Here is a 17,946-nt window from a genome sequence, read left to right as displayed (position 1 = left end):
AAGATAACAGGCTGTTTCACGAGAAGCAGCCTTTCTTTTATAGACAGCTTATGGTCAATAAAAATGTTTTAAGAAAGCTTTCCAATCAGGAATTAGAGGGATATTTAAAAGAAGGCAACCGCTTTGTTCCGGAGGCTGTTCAGGCAGCTTTTGAAATTCTGGAAGAAAGAGGGCGTATTTTCAATGAGCAGGAAAAAACAGCTGTTCAGCAATTAATTCAGCGTAAACAAGAAGCTGAAGAAGTAAAATTTACAGAAGAACGTGAACTTTGGAAAGATCATATCACTGAAGATACGAATGCTGTTAAACTTTTTCCGAGAGACCTTATCTTACTTGCTGGAGGACTTTTGGGAACAATTCCAGGAGCTTTATTGTTAGGACTGAATTTTGTTAAGCTTAAAAAGTATGGAGCAGCAATTCTAACATTTGTTTTCGGAATTGTCTTTTTGCCTATTCAGAATTTTTTAGTTCCTCGCATATATAAGGAAAGTACACAAGGATTTTTTACTTATAGAAAAAGTCCAGAATTTTTCATGGCTGCTGTAGGTGCTTTAATTTTACTGGTACTATGGGTTTTGTTTACACCAAAAAAGCTACCTTATAAGGCAGCTTCTTATATCTTACCAGGTATTATTTGTTTGATAATGTTAGCAATTATCATCAATTACCCTGAATGGTTTTCTGGTTATCTCTTAGTAAGCTTCGCTAAATAAGAATCTTCATCTTTCAATACTCTTTCTATTTTGAAACCATTATTTGTGGCAGCATTTTTCAAGGTATTGAAATCAAGGTACAGCCAGGTAATCTGTTCTTCAGATTCCCCTTTATAATGAACCACATATTCCAGTTCTCCGTAGTATCCACCAGCCGGAATATACACTCCCCCATCTTTATCACGATCGAACATATAAAGAATATCCGTACTATCAATTAAAACCTGTCCTTCATCGTTCAGTAAAGTATGTAGTTTCTGAAGATAAGTATCAATTTTCGCAAGGCTTTCAAAAACTCCGGTACCGTTCATCAGCAATAAAATAGTATCAAAAGTTTCTCCGGAGAAAGCAAGCATATTCTCACAAACTGCTTTTTTTATGCCTCTCAGCTTGCAAACTTCAACAGATTTGGGTGAAATATCCAATGCGGTAACCTCAAGATTTCTTTCATTTTGAAGGTATAAAGAATGAGAACCTGCACCCGCCCCGATATCCAGAACTTTTCCGTTGGATAAATGCAGTGCTTTCTGCTCAATATCATTCATTTCTTCAAAATCTCTGAATAAATAATCCACCGGAAGTTCATCCAGCTCAGAAATTGACGTTTCAGTCTGCAGATCTTCAGGATTGTCATTATGATAATAATCCCAGATCGCTCTGCCCATTAAATCTTTCATAGTGCAAAGATAATAGTTCAATGTTCAATGTTCAAAGTTTTTGGTTGAATGTTGCGGGTTTGCGAGGTACGGGTCACGAGTTTCGAGGTACAAGATTCGGTGTTCCTACAACCTTAAACCTTAAACCTTGAACTTTAAATCCTTGCCTTCTACTCCATCGAATCCTTCTCCTTATGTCTGTCAGCCTGAGATTCGTTTTCTGCTACGCCTGCTTTCCAGTAAGAATAAGCGTACAATTCCTGGGAAGTCCAGTTTTTCTCTTTTCTCAGATAAGTACGGATTTCTTTCACACTTGAGAATTCACAGGCTACATAACCAAACTTTGTTGATTCCGGAATTTCAATACTTTTTACCGCATTTGAAATTTCACTGCTGATCTGAGGCTGTGAATTATGTAACCATTTAAAATCAATCTGAGCATTGGTTTCAAGCAATTGTTCGTCTTCTTTTCCGTGAACTTCAATGATACAAATACCTTTTGCCGTTTCAGGAAGTGTTTCCAAAATAGCACTGATCACCGGAATGGCCGTAGCATCACCGGCCAGCAGGTACCAATCTGCTGCAGGGTACAGCTCTTTACCTTCCAGGCGCATCATCACTCCCAGTTTGGAGCCTGCTTTAGCTTCTCTTACCCATCTGGAAGCAGGTCCACCATCTCCGTGGTCTACAAAATCGATGATCAGTTCATTTTTTTCCAGATCAATTCCTCTGTGGGTATAAGTTCTGATTGCAGGAGCCACTTCTTTAGGTGGATACACCCATTGATGATTTTCATCCAGTGTGGGAAAATGAACCTCATTCAGTCCGGCCGGAGGAACTGCGATCTTATTATTATCTCCCACCATGGTATTTTGGAACAAATGAACTTCCGGTGAGTACAAATACACTCTGATAAAATGGTCAGTAATGTATTCTTTTCTGGTGACTTCGGCAACGATCTGCCCTGTTGAAATTTTAGCCATAACTGATTTTTTTAAATTAAAATCCGGTTTCCGATTGATTCAGAAACCGGATTTGAAATACAATATGTTTTCAGATCAGGGTATTTTAAATCCCGATCATTTTTTTAAAATTCAAAAGTGTAAGAAAGGTTGAATGTTCTTCCTCTTCCTTTATAATTAAACAGTTCCGGAAGTCCGTAAGTAGCATATAAAACCTGGGAACGTTTGCTCCAGATCGTCTGGTAATCGGTATTAAACAGGTTCTGAATTCCTAAGTTGAATTTTCCCCAGTTGAAACGGTATCCTATCATCAGATCTGAAGTATTATACCCTTCCACTACATTATTAAACTCGTCTTTCTGCTTGAAATTCTGTAACGACTGGAATCTGAATGACCAGTTTTTAATATTATATCCGATATACGTCACCAATTTTGATGGAGAAGCATTATAAATCTCCTGCTTCTGCCATTCTCCTTCCTTGTCTACCTCAGATTTGATCAAAAGTCCGCTGGCACCGAAATACACTCCATTGCTTAAAGAATAGGAAACCTCAGCTTCAATTCCCATATTTCTTAATTTCAAATCATTCACAAGAATCTGGAACGTCTTTTTATCTACAGCAACGGTTTTGTCTGAGTTACTCAAAAATCCTGCAATCTGAGCTCTTAGACCTCCTCTGTTCACACGGTATCCTACTTCAAACTGATTGGTTTTGATAGCCTGAAGCGGTTGTTCTTTCACATTGATACTGGATACTACATCCCAGTTTGTTCCTACCAATTTGTACTGTCCTATTCCATAAAATTTGGCAGGATCTGCTAAGCTTGCTCCCTGGGAAAATGTTCCCCAAACCTGATGCTGCTCATTGAATTTATATAATAAACCTGCATTAGCTAAAGTCACATTATAAGAACTTTCACCTCCGGGAATTGCCGATGCTGAATTTCCATACCCCATAGCAATCTGTGTCTGCTGCTCTGAGCCTACAAAGTCATCCATTTTTACGTTGATATGCTGATAGCGGATTCCGGCATTCAATTGCAATTTGGGAAGAATATTATATTTTGCCTGAACATATCCTGCATAACTCTGCGAGTGATTGGTTGGGTATCTGCCAAGGCTGTATTTTGTTTCATTCACTAAACCACCGCTGGACATTGTTTTGGCAATATCATAAACAGACTGTGTTCCTTCAAATTTTTCAAAATCGAAGTCTGCTCCGTAAGTAACATTTAGGCCTCTCCATGATTTTGACAACAAAGCTTTAATCCCGGAATAATAAGTATCTTGCTGAGAAGAAGACATATAAGGTATTTTTCCCGTCTTTAAGGTAATATTTCCCGGGAATGGATAGAATCCTAATTTTTCACCTCGGGTAGCCAATTGCACATATAAATCCTGGCCGCCTAAAATTCCGTTTCCGTTATACGCTACGGTTGCCATATAACGTTCCGTTCCTACATTTTTATCTGATGAAAATCCATCTCTCATTTCGAGTAATGAAGCATTTTTTGTTGTAAATGCACTCAGATTTTCACCTAAAAATAAACTTCTGTCTCCATTAAATTTAGAATTGTAATACTGAACAGATGCTGTTATTTTATGTTTATTGTTAAACTGATATCCTCCGGTAGCCAGGATATCAATAGACTGGTTATACTGAAGATCGGTCTGGGTAATATCAGTAAAAAGCTGTTTCTGATCTGCCCCATACACACCTCCATTCTGCTGATAGGCTACTCCCAATCTTCCAAAGAACTTATCTCCTTTTGCGGCAATAGACTGAGCAGCACGGAAGTCATGGTCATCTTTTCCCATAAATCCTGTACGTACACCCAGTTCAGTTTCACCGCTGATTCCTTTTTTGGAAGGTGTTTTTGTAATGATATTGATAATACCACCGGTAGCGTTACCTCCATAAATTGAACTTGCTCCTGAAAGCACTTCAATTCTTTCGATATTAAAAGGATCAATAGCATCCAGCTGACGGCTGATCGCACGAATACTGTTCAGAGAAACGCCGTCTATCATCACCAAGGCAGAACGTCCTCTCATATTCTGACCATAATTGGTTCTTCCCTGCGGACCGATATCCATAGAAGGTATCAGAATTGATAACATTTCTTTGATCGGAACTCCACTTTTGGCTTGTTCCTGAATTTTTTCTTTCTGTACGACCCAAACTGTTCCCGGAACTTCAGAGATTTTTGTTGGTTTTCTGGAGGCTACGATCACCACATCTTCAATACCTTTGGAGGCAATAGAATCTTTAACGGTCTGGGAAAATAATATTCCCGAAGCTAAAAGACCTATGAATGCATACTGCTTTTTCATTCTTTCTACTCAACGTTTTATAATTCTACAAAGATAATTCTTATTTAGAAAGAATAAAAATAACTAAACATGAAATTTTCCCTTATTTAATGATGGTAAACCTCTTTTACGGAAAAGTTTTCTAAATCTGGATATATATACACCATTAAAAAGGATTTAAGGAATAAAGTATAGTTAAGATAAATCATTCTGTTTTTTAAGCTTAAGGCGAAGCTCATCTTAATACTCTAAATACCTTACTACAATCTTAATGTTTCAAAAAAGTTTAAAATTTGATATCTTCTTAAAAACGTAAAATCCCAGCCCAACTAAGGACCAGGATTTTACTGGTAAAAACAAGGTTTCTTTTATACTGCAGGACCTGCAGCATCTTTTATTTCTTCTAATAATTTTTTTCTTTCGCGAAGTCTTCTTCTCGCAATGACCGATTTACCGCCAAGAACTCTTACAAATCTGAAATACTGGAATCGTTTTGCTCCGAAATGATGAGTCGCAACATAAATCAATACTCCAAATCCGACTAAAATAATATATCCGAATATTTTCTTGGTGGCGATGATAATGGCATTAAGCTGAATGGCTTTCATATTGGCTGCTACATTCTGAGGAGTCACCGTCATTCCATCCATATAAACAGCAAGATCTCCTATTGCCGTAACCTGAAAACGGTATTGAAACCAGGAATATAAAGTTGAAAAAATTCCTACGGCAAGAAAAGTTCTCCAAACCAATACAAGTCCGATGGCCGCCAGCATTTCATCCATTTCAAGCTTATCCAGCGTATAAAACCATACGGAGATAAACAATGAACACATTCCGTAGCCCTTTAAAAACATAGGCAGATACCAGTTGTCATAACTGAATTCCAGAACCATAGAAAAATACATGATAATGGCATATGCAACCATTACTGCAAAACCTGAAAAAATGTACATTTTCAAAGGTTTTTCTTTTTTGAACCAGAAAATGGCTATGATTCCTGCTAAAATAATTCCTGGAATCATCAGTAGACTCAGTCTGGTATTGGTCAATTGATCATATCCCAAAACTCCTACCGCAAACGTATTCTGAATAGAAGCTGTTCCCAGAAACATTCCCAGCCAGAAAAGCATGAACAAACCGTGCTGCACATTATTTTTGGTGAAAATTTTGAATGAAAGATACGGGCGTTTTAAGGTCAGCTGACGGATAGAAAGCAGTGCAAAACTGACAAAAGCTGCAATACTTCCATAGATGATGTTCCTGGAGTTGAACCAGTCCTGCTGTCTTCCAAATGAATACACATAAGCCGAAAACATGAATGTTGAGATGAAAAGCAAAATACTCAGCCAGTCAATATAATGCAGGGGAACTTTTAATGCAAAATATTTGTCATGCATAAAAATCCAGTGTATCAATGCTAAAATAAAGCATAAAACAGCTGTAAGCAGGTAGAACTGCTGCCAGTTGTAAAGAAGGGCAAACTCAGCAGCATAATAGGTTGCCACCTGGTTCATGACAAGAGCGAATGTATAGAAAGCTCCATAAAATACTCCACGATTTCCAATCATGACCATCAATGGCAGAAACAGTTCTATGGTAACCATCATTTTCATAAAGCCAATCATTAAAGAAGTAAAAATAAAAATCATTGGCTGTAAAGTAGTCCCGTTCACGTAGCTCAGCAACCCTAAAAGTACCAGAAGCAACACCATCTTGTCCCTTACTTTGAATCTCATTTTGATTCTTAGGACAACAGGCATGCAAGCTCCCATCCCAATGGTAGTGGCGTAATTGGCCCACATAAAATATTCTGTCATGGCACCCGTTCCGCTTACAAGAGAACTGATATTCCCCGTATATACCCCACCGATGGGCATTACCACAGCAAGCAGTAATACAATCAGCAGCAGCTGTACGGGTTTCGGTACCCAATCGCTATATAATCCTTTGTTGTACATGATTTTTTAGGGAATAGACTTCAGATATCAGATGGCAGACTTTCGACATTCAACCTTAGCTTCCCATACGCATGATGTCTGAAATCTGATATCTTCCATCTTTTAGTCTTTATTAATATTCACATTCATATTCATTCCGGCACTCAGTTTATCCAGATCTTCTTTTTTGTTGGAAGCGGTAAACTCTATTCTTACAGGGATTCTCTGTTGTACTTTGATAAAGTTTCCGGTAGAATTGTCTGTAGGTACATTTGAATATCTCGAACCGGTAGCTGCAGAAACTGCTGTGACTACTCCTTCGAATTTTTTACCGCCCAAAGCATCGGCTGTCATGAAAATTTTTTCTCCTACTTTGATATTCGGCATCTGGCTTTCCAGGAAGTTGGCAGTTACCCACTTCTGACCATTCAGAACGATTGTTGCCACCTGCTGTCCTGGTTGGATCAACTGACCTTCAGAAATTGTTCTTCTTCCCATCACTCCATCATACGGTGCCGTAATAACAGTATAAGAAAGATTGATCCTTGCCATATCCAGAGCAGATTTTGTTCTTTTAATTTCGGCATCATTAATTCCTAATCTGCTTTTCACTTCAGTAGTGGAAAGGTTTGCGGATTGCTTTTGATTCACTAAAGTTTCATAAGCCGCCTTTTGAGCATCATATTCTGTTTTTACCTGATCATACTGCTGTCTGGTAACGGCTTCAGCTGCCAAAAGGTTTTTATATCTATTTAAATTCTGTTCAGCATTCCATAATCTCGCTTTTGCACCTGCGATATTAGACTGCATGACGTTGATATTGTTGGAAACCGTGTTCACTGAAGAACTTGTTGCCGTTTTCTGAGCCATTGCATTCTGATAAGCAGCTTCTGCCTGCCCCAATTGAGTAAGAATCTCACGTTCGTCAAGAATTACCAGTGTATCTCCTTTTTTCACACGCTGATGTTCGATAAACTTAATTTCTTTGATATAAGCAGAAACTCTCGTATTGATAGGGTTAATAAATTCCTCTACCTGAGCCGCTTCCGTGTAGGTTTTGCTTCCGATATGAAAATATTCACGAATTAACCAGAATAATCCGAATCCGATCACCAGAAAAACGATGATGTTGGAGATAATGGCTCTGATTTTATTCGTTTTATTTTTCTTTTTCTTATTTTCTACAGCAGATGCTGCCGGAGTTGGTGTTGTATTTTGAGTAGTTTGTCCCTTGTTTTCCATTGTTGATTTTCAGTTTTAAAAATTAAAGTGTTCCTGTAGATTTCAAAAGGTTGTAGTACTGATACAGAACATTGATTTCTGCATTTGCATAATCCAGTTCTGACTGTAGTTTCTGGTTCTGTGCATCAATCATTTCTGCCTGCACAGCCAGTTGGTTAAGATATTTGGCTTCCGTAATTTTGTAGTTTTCTTCAGCCAGTCTTTTGGAATCATTCAGAATATCTGCCTGCTGAATCGCTTCCTGATATTTAGTATAGGCTGCATTCACTGCCATATCTACATTCTGCTGTACCAGAGTCATGGCGTCATTCGCCTGATTCTTTTGCAGCTCACCTAATTTCACTTTTTCCTTTGTTTTAAAAAGAGTATCTATATTATAGCTCAAAGAAACTCCGGTCTGCCAGCCTCCTGAATACATATCCAAAACAGGGTTTCTTGTTGTAATCGGTCTTTGCAGCGTATATCCTCCGAACCCTGCCACCGTAGGCGCATTATCCGTTTTTATAATCTCTATATTTTTATCTGCAACAGCAATATTTTTTTGAGCCGATTTCAGTAACGGATTGCTTTCATGGGCAAGATCTGTATAATACTCCATACCTATTCCGGATTCTTTATTTTCGAGGCTTTCCGTAGGGATAATCTCCGTATCAGAGGATAGGCCTAATGCAATATTCAGATTATAATTAAGGATTTTCTTATTATTCGTAAGGGTAAGAATTCCCTGGTCCAGGTTTTTGATGGCCAATTCGCCACGAATTACCTCGTTTCTTGTGACCATTCCCTGCTGATAAAACTTCTGGATATTTTTCAGACGTTCCAGAGCCAGTTTTTTGTTATTCTGAAATACTTCTTCCTGATTGATGATTTTATAGACATCCAGATAATTGGAAATCACTAAAAATTTCACATCCTGTTTATTTTTCTCTAAATCCAGTTCCGAAAGCTGTTCGCGAAGCCCTGCCATTTCAATAGATTTATTCACCAATCCTCCTTTGAAAATTAGCTGTGTTGCCTGTACAGCATACGAACTTCCGTAATGTGGCATCGGAACGTTTGTAGAATTTGAAAAATCTTTATCAATGGCTACTGCATCTCCTAAATAGAACTGGCTTGTAGAAGCTGTAATGGTAGGAAGTTTCTGAAGCTTAACCACATTAGTGTTCTGCTTTGCAATATCAATATTCTGTGCGGAGACTTTGAGCTGCTGGTGATTCTGAACAGCGAGTTCTGCCACCTCACCTGCAGTCATCTGCTTAATCTGTTGTGAAAAAAACAGCGCAGGAAAAGCTGCTATCAATACAGATAGTGCTGTTTTTATTTTCTTTGTCATTTTACCTTGTTTTACAGATGCAAAGTTAGGTCAACAACAAAATCAATCAAATGTTTGATTTTTGGAAAAAGATGTTCAAATGTAAGATTTTAATTTTCGAACTGATGTCTGTACTGTGTAGGGCTTACCTCAAGATGCTTCTTAAAAAAATGAGAAAATGAGTATTGATCGCTGAATCCGAGGATAGAAGAAATCTCCGAAACCGGTTTACTGGAAGAGTTTAAGAGTACTTTCGCCTCATTGATAACAATTAAAGCAATAATCTGGCTTGCAGACTTACCTGTGATGGTCTTGACCACAGAGGAAAGATGTCTGGTTGTAATGGATTGCCGTTCGGCATAAAATTCCACTGTCCTTTCTGTAAGATGATGTTCCGAAAGATCGGTAAGAAATACAAATACGATTTCTTCCTGTCTGGACATCTGATTCAAAGAACTGTTATCTTCCTTGGAAATAATTCCTGCCATCTGGTAACAAAAAACAGAGAAAAGATGCTCTACCATTTCTTTTTTATAGAGCATTTCAGTATCAGAATCCAGGATATATTTCAGGAAATTGACGCTTTTCCAAACGACTTCCATTTCGTCTTCAGGAAAAGGAACTCCTTTATTCATCTGCTGTCTGAAATATCGGTAAGTAATCAGACGATTAAATTTCAATGATAAGGCAGAGATAAACTCTCTTTTGTAAGAAACCATTCTCGACTGAAAGTCATCCGTTACTCCCACCACTTCATAAATGGTCTGCGGATCGGTTACCATAAACATATTGGCAGAAACTTCAAGATCACTGAAATGCTGACGAAGTTTTATAGTCCCTGATTTAATAAATATAAATGCAGGATTTTCAGGACGGAAAGGTTTACCGACAGCGATTCTCTCGAAAATATTTCTTTCCGTAAAAATATCAACGCCAAATTTTTCAAGGGCAGACATAAGACAAATGTAAGCAATCTTACCAGTGATTACAAAATTTTATTATTTTAGCAGGAATCCAATTTCCCTTCAGCATGAGAAAGGTTGATCTATTATTTGCAGAATACAGTAAAAGCCATAGAAACGCGACCAACAAGTTCATTCACTGGATTTGTGTGCCTTTAATCTTCTGGACAATTCTGGGCTTTGCCTCCCTGATTCCCTCTCCACATTTCTGCGCTTCCTACTTCGGATGTGCAAGTATTATAAGCCTTTTGGTGATTACTCTGATCACTTTATTCTATATACGACTGTCTTTTCTGATCGCTATTATGATGATTGTGATCATGCTGGTCATGGAACATTTCATCTATCTTACCAATATCAGTGTCGGAAAACAATCATGGATAGTTTATCTTTCTGTATTCATTATCACATGGATTTTCCAGTTTATAGGGCATAAAATTGAAGGAAAAAAGCCTACTTTCCTCAAAGACCTTCAGTTTCTTCTGATAGGACCAATATGGCTTTTAGGCTTTATTCTTAAAAAGACAGGAATCAGATACTAGTCTTCCAAAGCATAAACCGCAAAACTGGCCAGCCAGTGGTCTCCACCATAATTTCCCTGGAAAAGCAGAGGTAATCCATTATTGAGAAATACATCTGCTGTCTTTCTGAAGTCTTTTTTCAATGGATGATTGGTAGGAAGTGCCTTTGAAATTCCTTTCATACACCATGCTTTAGAAAAAGACAATCCTACGAGGTGAACCGTCTGATAATCGCTCAGATCACTTACCACAGGGATTTTTTCAATATTTTCCAGACTTCTTTTTTCGTAGAAAGCATTCAGCCACTGTACAAATTCTTTTTGAGGAAGCACTCTTCGCATCAGATCTGCAATTTCCAGACTTGGCGAGAAGAAATCTGAACCATCCGGTTCCAGATAAGCAGGTGTTTTCTGATCTTTTAAGAAAAAGTATTTAGCCTTTTCCATCAGCTGATTTTCGAAGTCTTTATCTTTATTGGCCCTTGCCCAATCTATCGCAAATGCCATAGCAAATGCAGTATTAGGGTGAACTCCGGTTCTGTTGGGATAAGTTTGTTTGGGAAGATAGGTCTTCCAGGATTTCAGAATCTGATCTGTTAACGGTTTCAGGTTTTGATGCCATATTTTAGCTTTCGGATGATCCCAGGTTGTGAGTTCTTCATCCAGTTTTAAAATCCACGCCCAGCCATAGGTTCTTTCAAAAGTTCCTGTCAGCTGATATTTTGTAAAGTAATCTGCTTCTGTCTGCAGTTTTTCTTTCTGAAATGATTCATCCAGAATTTTTTCAATCTCTCTGGCATTGGACAGATTAGGTTTTGTTTTTAAAAGTCTTGTCAGCATCCAATGTCCGTGAACAGAGCTATGCCAGTCGAAACATCCATAAAAACTAGGGTGAAGATCTTTAGGAGTTAAAGGAACTTCGCCTGCATTATTGATGATATGCGCTGTTTTATTAGGATATTCCTGATTGATACAATGAAGAGGTTTGTCGGATAATTTTATCGCCATCTCGTCTGTAAGTTTCGGAATTTCCTGGGCATACATCAGAAATGGAGAAAACACAAATGCTAAAAGACTTTTTTTCATGAATTAAAAATAGAAATAAATTACCAGTTCTCGTAATTTTTCAAGTTGGTTTTCCAGCATTTCTTCTATTTACTGATTTGATATTAAATTTTTTGTTTCATTTTAATTTTTTAATCAATCTTACCCATAATCATTTTTGTGCACACTTTTTGATCATACCCATAAAAAACTAATTAACCCATGAAAAAAATTATTTTACTGTTATCAGGTCTTATTCTGATCAATTGCAGCAAATCAGGTGGTGAAAAACAGGAAGTGAAAGCCGACCTGATGGAAGTTCTAACTGAAGATAGAGCACCTTCTCCTGCAGCCGCGCCTCCACCTCCACCACTTCCTATATCTGAAAAGGTAGTTTCTGATGAAAATGGAACCAACAAAGATGTTCACCCCTCAAAGAAAACAGATACAATCTCCAAAAAAATCATCAAAAACGGAGATATGAAGATTCAGGTGGGTGATATTAAAAAAACACAGAGCCAGGTTAATGAAATCATTAGAAAAAACAATGCTTATATCCAGAAAGAAGAGTTTCAAAATACGGATATGGATGATAACCTTAGTCTGATTATCCGTGTACCTCATAAAAATTTTGATGCTCTGATCAATTCTTTTTCAAATGGCGTCGGAACTGTTTTATCTAAAAATATTTCATCCAATGATGTCACAGAGGAATATACCGATGTAGCAATAAAGCTGGCCAATAAAAAGATATATCTTGAAAAATACCGTGATATGCTTAAAAAGGCTGCTACTACGAAAGATATGCTGGAAATCCAGGAAAATATCCGTGAGCTGGAAGATGAGATCGATGTAGCAGAAGGCAGACTTCGTTTTATTGATGACCGGGTGAATTACAGTACACTGAATTTGAATTTATACAAAGAAAAAGTGAGAAGTTCCGCCACTTCAAAAATAGGTTTTGGAAGCCGCTTTATGGATTCTCTGACGGAAGGCTGGAACAGTTTTGTAAGCTTTATGCTGGGAATGGTTTCATTATGGCCATTCTTTCTGCTTGTCCCCATTATTATTTTCCTTTGGAGAAAGTGGAGATCAGGGAAGAAAAATAAAAATTAAATGATAAAAAATCCGGGCATCTTCGATGCCCGGATTTTTACTGCATTATCAACAATTTATCCTGTTTCCAGTACTTGTTTAAAATCAATAACAATGCAATAGCCTTGTTAACAGCTGTTAAATATTTTTGAAAATTTACTTTCTGATGGTTTTGGTAATACGGGGTCCATCTTTATACTGAATCTTTACAAAATAGATTCCAGACTGAAGTCGGCTGATATTCATACTATTCTGTTCCGGATTCATGAAAGTCATGATCTGAAGTCCGTGAGGAGTGATGACATCTACCCTGCTTATTTTACCATAATAAGTTTCTGGTGCAAAATTGATCATATGTTCCGATACAATAATTGAAAGATCATTCTCTTTGTTAGCAAGAGACGATGTTTTGCAACTTTGACCTTCATTACAGTCATTTACCACTTTCCAGACAGCGTTACTTCCCGGTGCTTCTCCCGGATTTGCATACCATTTGTTTTCCCAGATTTTGCAGGCATGAAAAACCTTTGTTCCTGCCGTTGGATAGGTTTTTGAAGGATCATATTCCTGTGCTCCACAATACATAACCGGACCACTGGATTCACAATCAGGACCTTCGATACAAGTACTTATTTCTTCCCATACCATATTGACTCCAGGTAGTTCTCCCGGATTTGCATACCATTTGTTTTTCCAGATTTTACAGGAATAAAAGACTTTCGTTCCGGCTGTAGGATATGCGTTGGCAGCGTTATACTGCTCTGCTCCACAATAAGATTGACCATTTCCGGATGTAACTTTCTTAGTTCTGATTTTTAATTCATTGCTGGCATCAGATAACTGATCGTTCATGGCAACCGATTTAACCGTGTAACGATATTCTGTGTCTTGTGCCAATCCTGTTCGTAAAAAGTTTGTTTGTACAGTCTCTCCTACCTTGATCCCATTTTCAAAGATCTGGTAGTTTTTGATGCCCTGTGAATGGGTAGATGCCATCCACATGAGTGAAACTGAATTTTCAGTAACTTCCATTGAATGGAGGTTTGATGGTGCTGTAGGTTTTTCAAGAGTACCTTCACTATTAGTTTTTATATTGAGTGGCGCACTTTTTCCTGACGTAAGTCCTGAAGAGCCTTTCGCCTGTATTTCATAGGTATAAATTGTGTTAGCAGTTAAGCCTGTATCCTGAAAAGTAGGTGTACTTACCTGTTGAATATTTTGTCCGTTGCGGAAAACATTATAGGACACTGCATCTGATTGCGTATTCCAGCTTATTTTAGCCGAAGAGCTTGTTACTCCTACTTGTGTTAATCCTGTAGGTGTAGCGGGTGCAGAAACTCCTGTTCCGGAGGTTACGTTCACATCAATTACATTATAGAATGCATTGGTGGTATCTGCTACATCCCAGACTGCTAGAATAATATGGTAGCCCGTACGGTTGGCAGGAACTGTAATCTGATGAGAAACATTGTCCTGTGGTGGTGTTCCATTATGCATAACTGTACCTATAAGTTCAAGATCCTGGCGGGAAAGCGGCTGATTGGGATTCCAACCCTGCTTTGTCATATAATAATGCCATTTCGCTGTCGCATGGTACGCCGAGTATTTCCAGATAAAGGCATTCACTCCAGTGGAAATATTGGTTTTCTTCCAACGGTCGGCAGTCTGTATGTCCAGTGTAGTGTCTCCACCGATGCTTCCATTAGCAGAGGCGATCTTTCCATCTGCAGGACCAGCCGCAGGAAACCCTTTTGGAGCTTCAAGAGATCCTGGTTCATTAATAACAGATCCATAGATACTAAATGCAGCAGAATAACCTAGTGCAGCCTTATCAAGGCTTCCTTGATATCCTCTGGAGGCAGGACTCAGTACATATCCGTGCGCAGACAGATGAATTAAAGATGGTACCAGCATCGCCAGCATCAGCAATAGCGCAAAAAAAAATTTACTTGTCTTCATAACTAAATATTTTGGTGTTATTGATTAATCTTCCGTAAAACTATTTTCTGAAACCCTTTTCCTCGATATAACTAAAGAAATAGAAAAGAAAACAGCTTTAATTCATTAAATGATTTGAATTGTATAATTTTTAATAAAAAAACAAATTAAACTAAATGAAGTAGTCAATATTTCATATTAAAACATAAAATTACAATTCATAACATCTTATATTTAACATATAATCACAATATGTTAAAACATAAATATACAAAAAAACCACTTAATTAATCACACTTTATTGAAATATTTTTTATATGAATTGATTGATAACTGAGGGTAGAGAGAAATGGAAATGGAAATATAAAATGATGTCAGTTATATAATTTGCAAGCAGTACTGAAAACTATTTAATAAAAAAGCTGAAAGAATTGATCATTCTCTCAGCCAGTAGATTATATTCACAAAGAATCTTAGTTATTTCCCAAGTACGAAGACTGCAGGAATTTTATGAAGTTCCGGCTTTTGTTTCTGCCAGTCTTTTACGGTTTTTGTCTTGATGAATTCATGTTCCGAATCGTTGATATTGGCAGCAATACAAAGTTTTGTATTGGGTGATAAAAACTTGCATAAATCTTCAAAAAGCTGGTTATTTCTGTAAGGAGTTTCCATAAAAATCTGTGAATATCCGGTTTTCTGAACAAGACTTTCAAGATTCATGATCTGTTTCTTTTTCTCTCCTTTATCAATAGGAAGATAACCATGGAAGGTGAATTCCTGCCCATTAAAACCACTGGAAATCAAGGCAAGAATAATGGATGAAGGTCCTGAAACAGGAACTACTCTGATATTTTTTTCATGACACCATTTCACAATCAGATTTCCGGGATCTGCAATACATGGCAGTCCTGCTTCTGACAGTAATCCGAAGTCCTGCCCTTTCAGCATGAGCTCCTGAGCCTCCTTAATATCTGCATTTTCTGTGTATTTATCCAATAGAAATAACTTCAGATCAGCCTGTTTTTTTTCGGGAGCGAAAAATTTAACAACTTTTCGAGCTGTCTTCTCATTTTCCACAAAGAAATAGTCCGTCTGCATGATATAATCCTTCAGAACAGGGGAAAAGTGATTGATAGAAGTATTTTCTGATAAATAAGCAGGGAGTAAAAAAAGCATTGTATTATTTTTTTAGTTCTTTCGTTAAGTGAAGGTTGTGGGAAATATTTTGCATTTTCATGCTTATTATTTTGATAATTGATTTTTGATAGCCTCACACCCTTTATCCAAAAGCTGGAAAACCTTTTCAAAATCTTTCATATCGCCCCAATAAGGATCCGGCACTTCAGCATTTTTGTGATCTCCCAACACCTCTAAAAACAAGGATACTTTCTGACGTTCTTCTTCATTTTTAGTTTTAGAAACCACATCTTCCATTACAGCAATATCCATACAGTAAATTTTATCAAAGGTTTCAAAATCTTTTCTGGTGATGGGCCTTGATCTTTGTCTGGATATATCAATATAATGATTAGCAGCCGTTTTAATAGCTCTTTTATCAGGATGTTCACCTTCATGCATTGAAATAGTTCCGGCAGAATCTACCATATAATGATCCGGTAGTTTTGCTTTCATAATTCCTTCCGCCAATGGGCTTCTGCATATATTTCCCAGACAAACCATTAATAATTTCATATCCTGTGTATTTAAAAAAAGTCTTTTGTCACGACAAAACTAAATAAAAAATGAAGAATAAAACTATCCTTCATTTTAATTTATGTAAGCTCAACCTTAATTATTGTTTGATTCTTTCAGTAAGGTCTTTTACGTATTTCTTGATTTCTTTATCTATTTTAGAAACGTCTTTGATGGTATCACAGGCATACATTACTGTAGAGTGATCTTTTCCACCCATTTCTTCACCAATTTTAGTAAATGTAGAATTGGTAAATTCTTTGGAGAAGTACATGGCAAGCTGTCTTGGCAATGCAATTTCTCTTTTTCTTGTTTTTGAAAGCAGCTGTTCTTTTTTGATTCCAAAATAATCACAAACCACTTCCTGAATATAAGGGATATTAATAACCTTCTTCTGATTCGCAGCAATTCTGTTGATGGTTTCCTTAAGCAACTCAAGACTAAGATCTCTCTTATATACGGTAGAGTATGCAATCACAGAGTTGATAACCCCGATAAGCTCTCTCACATTCGTTTTTGCTTCGGCAGCAAGGAAATCAAGCATATCTCCCGGAAGAACAATTCCGTCTCTGCTTAGTTTATCTTCAATAATCTGTCTTCTTGTCGATAGATCCGGAGATTTGATTTCTGCAGAAAGTCCCCATTTAAAACGGGAAACAATTCTGTCCTGGATATCCATAATATCAGCAGGTGCTTTATCAGAAGTAAGGATAATCTGTTTTCCGTTCTGGTGAAGGTGATCAAAAATATGGAAGAAACTGTCCTGTGTAGCTGATTTTCCGGATAAGAACTGAATATCATCAATAATCAGTACATCTACCATTTGATAGAAATTCGCAAACTCAGTCTGCTTATGAGCTTTAGCCGCAGAGATAAACTGCTGGATAAATTTTTCAGAAGACAGATAAAGAACTACTTTATCAGGAAACTGATTTTTTACTTCAAGACCCACCGCCTGTCCTAAGTGAGTTTTACCAACTCCATAACCTCCATATAAAAATAAAGGGTTGAATGCTGTTGCTCCAGGTCTTTTTGCAATGGATCTGGCTACAGTGGCTGCAAATTTATTGCTTTCTCCTTCTACATAACTATCAAATGAATAGTCAGGCTTCAGGTTAGAATCTATGTTTACTTTTCTAATACCAGGAACTACAAACGGGTTTACAATATTAGCAGAAAAACCTTGTGGCATGGTTTCCTGTGTTTTCGGAGTAGGAACGCTTTGTCCCTTGATGTTCATGGTAACAGGCTTTTCTTCACCTTTTGGTCTGTTTTCCATTACAGAATACCATAATTTCACTCCTTTTCCAATGTTTTTCTTCAGGGCAGCAGAAAGTAAGGACAGGTAATTGTCCTCTATATATTCCTTGTAAAAATCGCTTGGTACGATCAACGTAAGGTTGTTGGCCACCAACGAAAGCGGCTGAACCTTATCGAATAGCATATCGAAAGATTTTTCAAGTTTTTTAAGGTCAGAATTGTCTTCAGCAGCGTTCAGGTTATCGCGCATAAACTGAAGGCATTTCTGCCATATCATCATTAAATTGTCATCCAT

General features: G+C 37.4%; 15 protein-coding genes. 3 read left to right on the top strand and 12 right to left on the bottom strand.

The annotated features are described in order from the left end of the window. Nucleotides 1-50: 50 nt before the first annotated feature. Nucleotides 51-713, top strand: coding sequence for a hypothetical protein (locus PZ898_RS00075; protein WP_277694469.1), 663 nt, complete (start codon nucleotides 51-53; stop codon nucleotides 711-713). Here PZ898_RS00075 and PZ898_RS00070 read toward each other — a convergent pair. The 7 genes from PZ898_RS00070 to PZ898_RS00040 form a co-directional block, all read right to left on the bottom strand. Continuing rightward, the gene (locus PZ898_RS00070; protein ID WP_277694468.1) at nucleotides 686-1,390 is read right to left on the bottom strand and encodes a class I SAM-dependent methyltransferase; all 705 of its coding nucleotides are present in this window, start codon (nucleotides 1,388-1,390) and stop codon (nucleotides 686-688) included. The genes PZ898_RS00075 and PZ898_RS00070 overlap by 28 nt on opposite strands. Before the next feature lie 149 nt (nucleotides 1,391-1,539). Then, on the bottom strand, nucleotides 1,540-2,352 hold the full coding sequence (locus tag PZ898_RS00065; RefSeq protein WP_277694467.1) for a siderophore-interacting protein: 813 nt from the start codon (nucleotides 2,350-2,352) through the stop codon (nucleotides 1,540-1,542). Between the two features lie 104 nt (nucleotides 2,353-2,456). Continuing rightward, nucleotides 2,457-4,667, bottom strand: a complete 2,211-nt coding sequence (locus tag PZ898_RS00060; protein ID WP_277694466.1) for a TonB-dependent receptor — start codon at nucleotides 4,665-4,667, stop codon at nucleotides 2,457-2,459. A 347-nt stretch (nucleotides 4,668-5,014) separates the two neighbouring features. After that, a complete protein-coding gene (locus PZ898_RS00055) occupies nucleotides 5,015-6,607 on the bottom strand; it encodes an MFS transporter (RefSeq protein WP_277694465.1) in 1,593 nt (530 codons plus the stop codon). A gap of 102 nt (nucleotides 6,608-6,709) precedes the next feature. Next, nucleotides 6,710-7,828, bottom strand: coding sequence for an HlyD family secretion protein (locus PZ898_RS00050; RefSeq protein ID WP_062670845.1), 1,119 nt, complete (start codon nucleotides 7,826-7,828; stop codon nucleotides 6,710-6,712). A 22-nt stretch (nucleotides 7,829-7,850) separates the two neighbouring features. Next, nucleotides 7,851-9,161 carry a TolC family protein gene (locus PZ898_RS00045; protein ID WP_062670847.1) on the bottom strand — a complete coding sequence of 437 codons (1,311 nt, stop codon included), beginning with the start codon at nucleotides 9,159-9,161 and terminating at the stop codon, nucleotides 7,851-7,853. Between the two features lie 89 nt (nucleotides 9,162-9,250). After that, a complete protein-coding gene (locus PZ898_RS00040) occupies nucleotides 9,251-10,096 on the bottom strand; it encodes an AraC family transcriptional regulator (RefSeq protein WP_062670849.1) in 846 nt (281 codons plus the stop codon). A 74-nt stretch (nucleotides 10,097-10,170) separates the two neighbouring features. Here PZ898_RS00040 and PZ898_RS00035 point away from each other — a divergent pair, with 74 nt between their 5' ends. Then, complete coding sequence (locus tag PZ898_RS00035; protein WP_120230558.1) at nucleotides 10,171-10,644, top strand: Mpo1-like protein; 474 nt, start codon at nucleotides 10,171-10,173, stop codon at nucleotides 10,642-10,644. Here PZ898_RS00035 and PZ898_RS00030 read toward each other — a convergent pair. Next, a complete protein-coding gene (locus tag PZ898_RS00030; protein WP_277694464.1) occupies nucleotides 10,641-11,708 on the bottom strand; it encodes a DUF2891 domain-containing protein in 1,068 nt (355 codons plus the stop codon). The two genes, PZ898_RS00035 and PZ898_RS00030, sit on opposite strands and share 4 nt — an antisense overlap. Nucleotides 11,709-11,888: 180 nt before the next feature. Between PZ898_RS00030 and PZ898_RS00025 the strand changes: the two genes are divergently transcribed. Then, nucleotides 11,889-12,782, top strand: coding sequence for a DUF4349 domain-containing protein (locus PZ898_RS00025; protein WP_277694463.1), 894 nt, complete (start codon nucleotides 11,889-11,891; stop codon nucleotides 12,780-12,782). 135 nt (nucleotides 12,783-12,917) lie between these two features. Here the strand turns inward: PZ898_RS00025 and PZ898_RS00020 are convergent, their stop codons facing one another. The 4 genes from PZ898_RS00020 to dnaA all read right to left on the bottom strand — a co-directional run bounded on the left by PZ898_RS00020 (nucleotide 12,918) and on the right by dnaA (nucleotide 17,946). Then, the gene (locus tag PZ898_RS00020) at nucleotides 12,918-14,720 is read right to left on the bottom strand and encodes a lytic polysaccharide monooxygenase (RefSeq protein ID WP_277694462.1); all 1,803 of its coding nucleotides are present in this window, start codon (nucleotides 14,718-14,720) and stop codon (nucleotides 12,918-12,920) included. Between the two features lie 456 nt (nucleotides 14,721-15,176). Continuing rightward, the gene (locus PZ898_RS00015; protein WP_277694461.1) at nucleotides 15,177-15,875 is read right to left on the bottom strand and encodes an SAM-dependent methyltransferase; all 699 of its coding nucleotides are present in this window, start codon (nucleotides 15,873-15,875) and stop codon (nucleotides 15,177-15,179) included. Between the two features lie 66 nt (nucleotides 15,876-15,941). Then, nucleotides 15,942-16,391, bottom strand: a complete 450-nt coding sequence (locus PZ898_RS00010; RefSeq protein ID WP_123277991.1) for a low molecular weight protein-tyrosine-phosphatase — start codon at nucleotides 16,389-16,391, stop codon at nucleotides 15,942-15,944. 100 nt (nucleotides 16,392-16,491) lie between these two features. Next, a complete protein-coding gene (gene dnaA, locus PZ898_RS00005; protein WP_002980474.1) occupies nucleotides 16,492-17,946 on the bottom strand; it encodes a chromosomal replication initiator protein DnaA in 1,455 nt (484 codons plus the stop codon).

The organism is Chryseobacterium sp. WX (assembly GCF_029542485.1).
GTDB lineage: Bacteria > Bacteroidota > Bacteroidia > Flavobacteriales > Weeksellaceae > Chryseobacterium > Chryseobacterium cucumeris.
The sequence above is the reverse complement of the archived record's forward strand: the minus strand, read 5'-3'. Positions and strand labels throughout refer to the sequence as shown.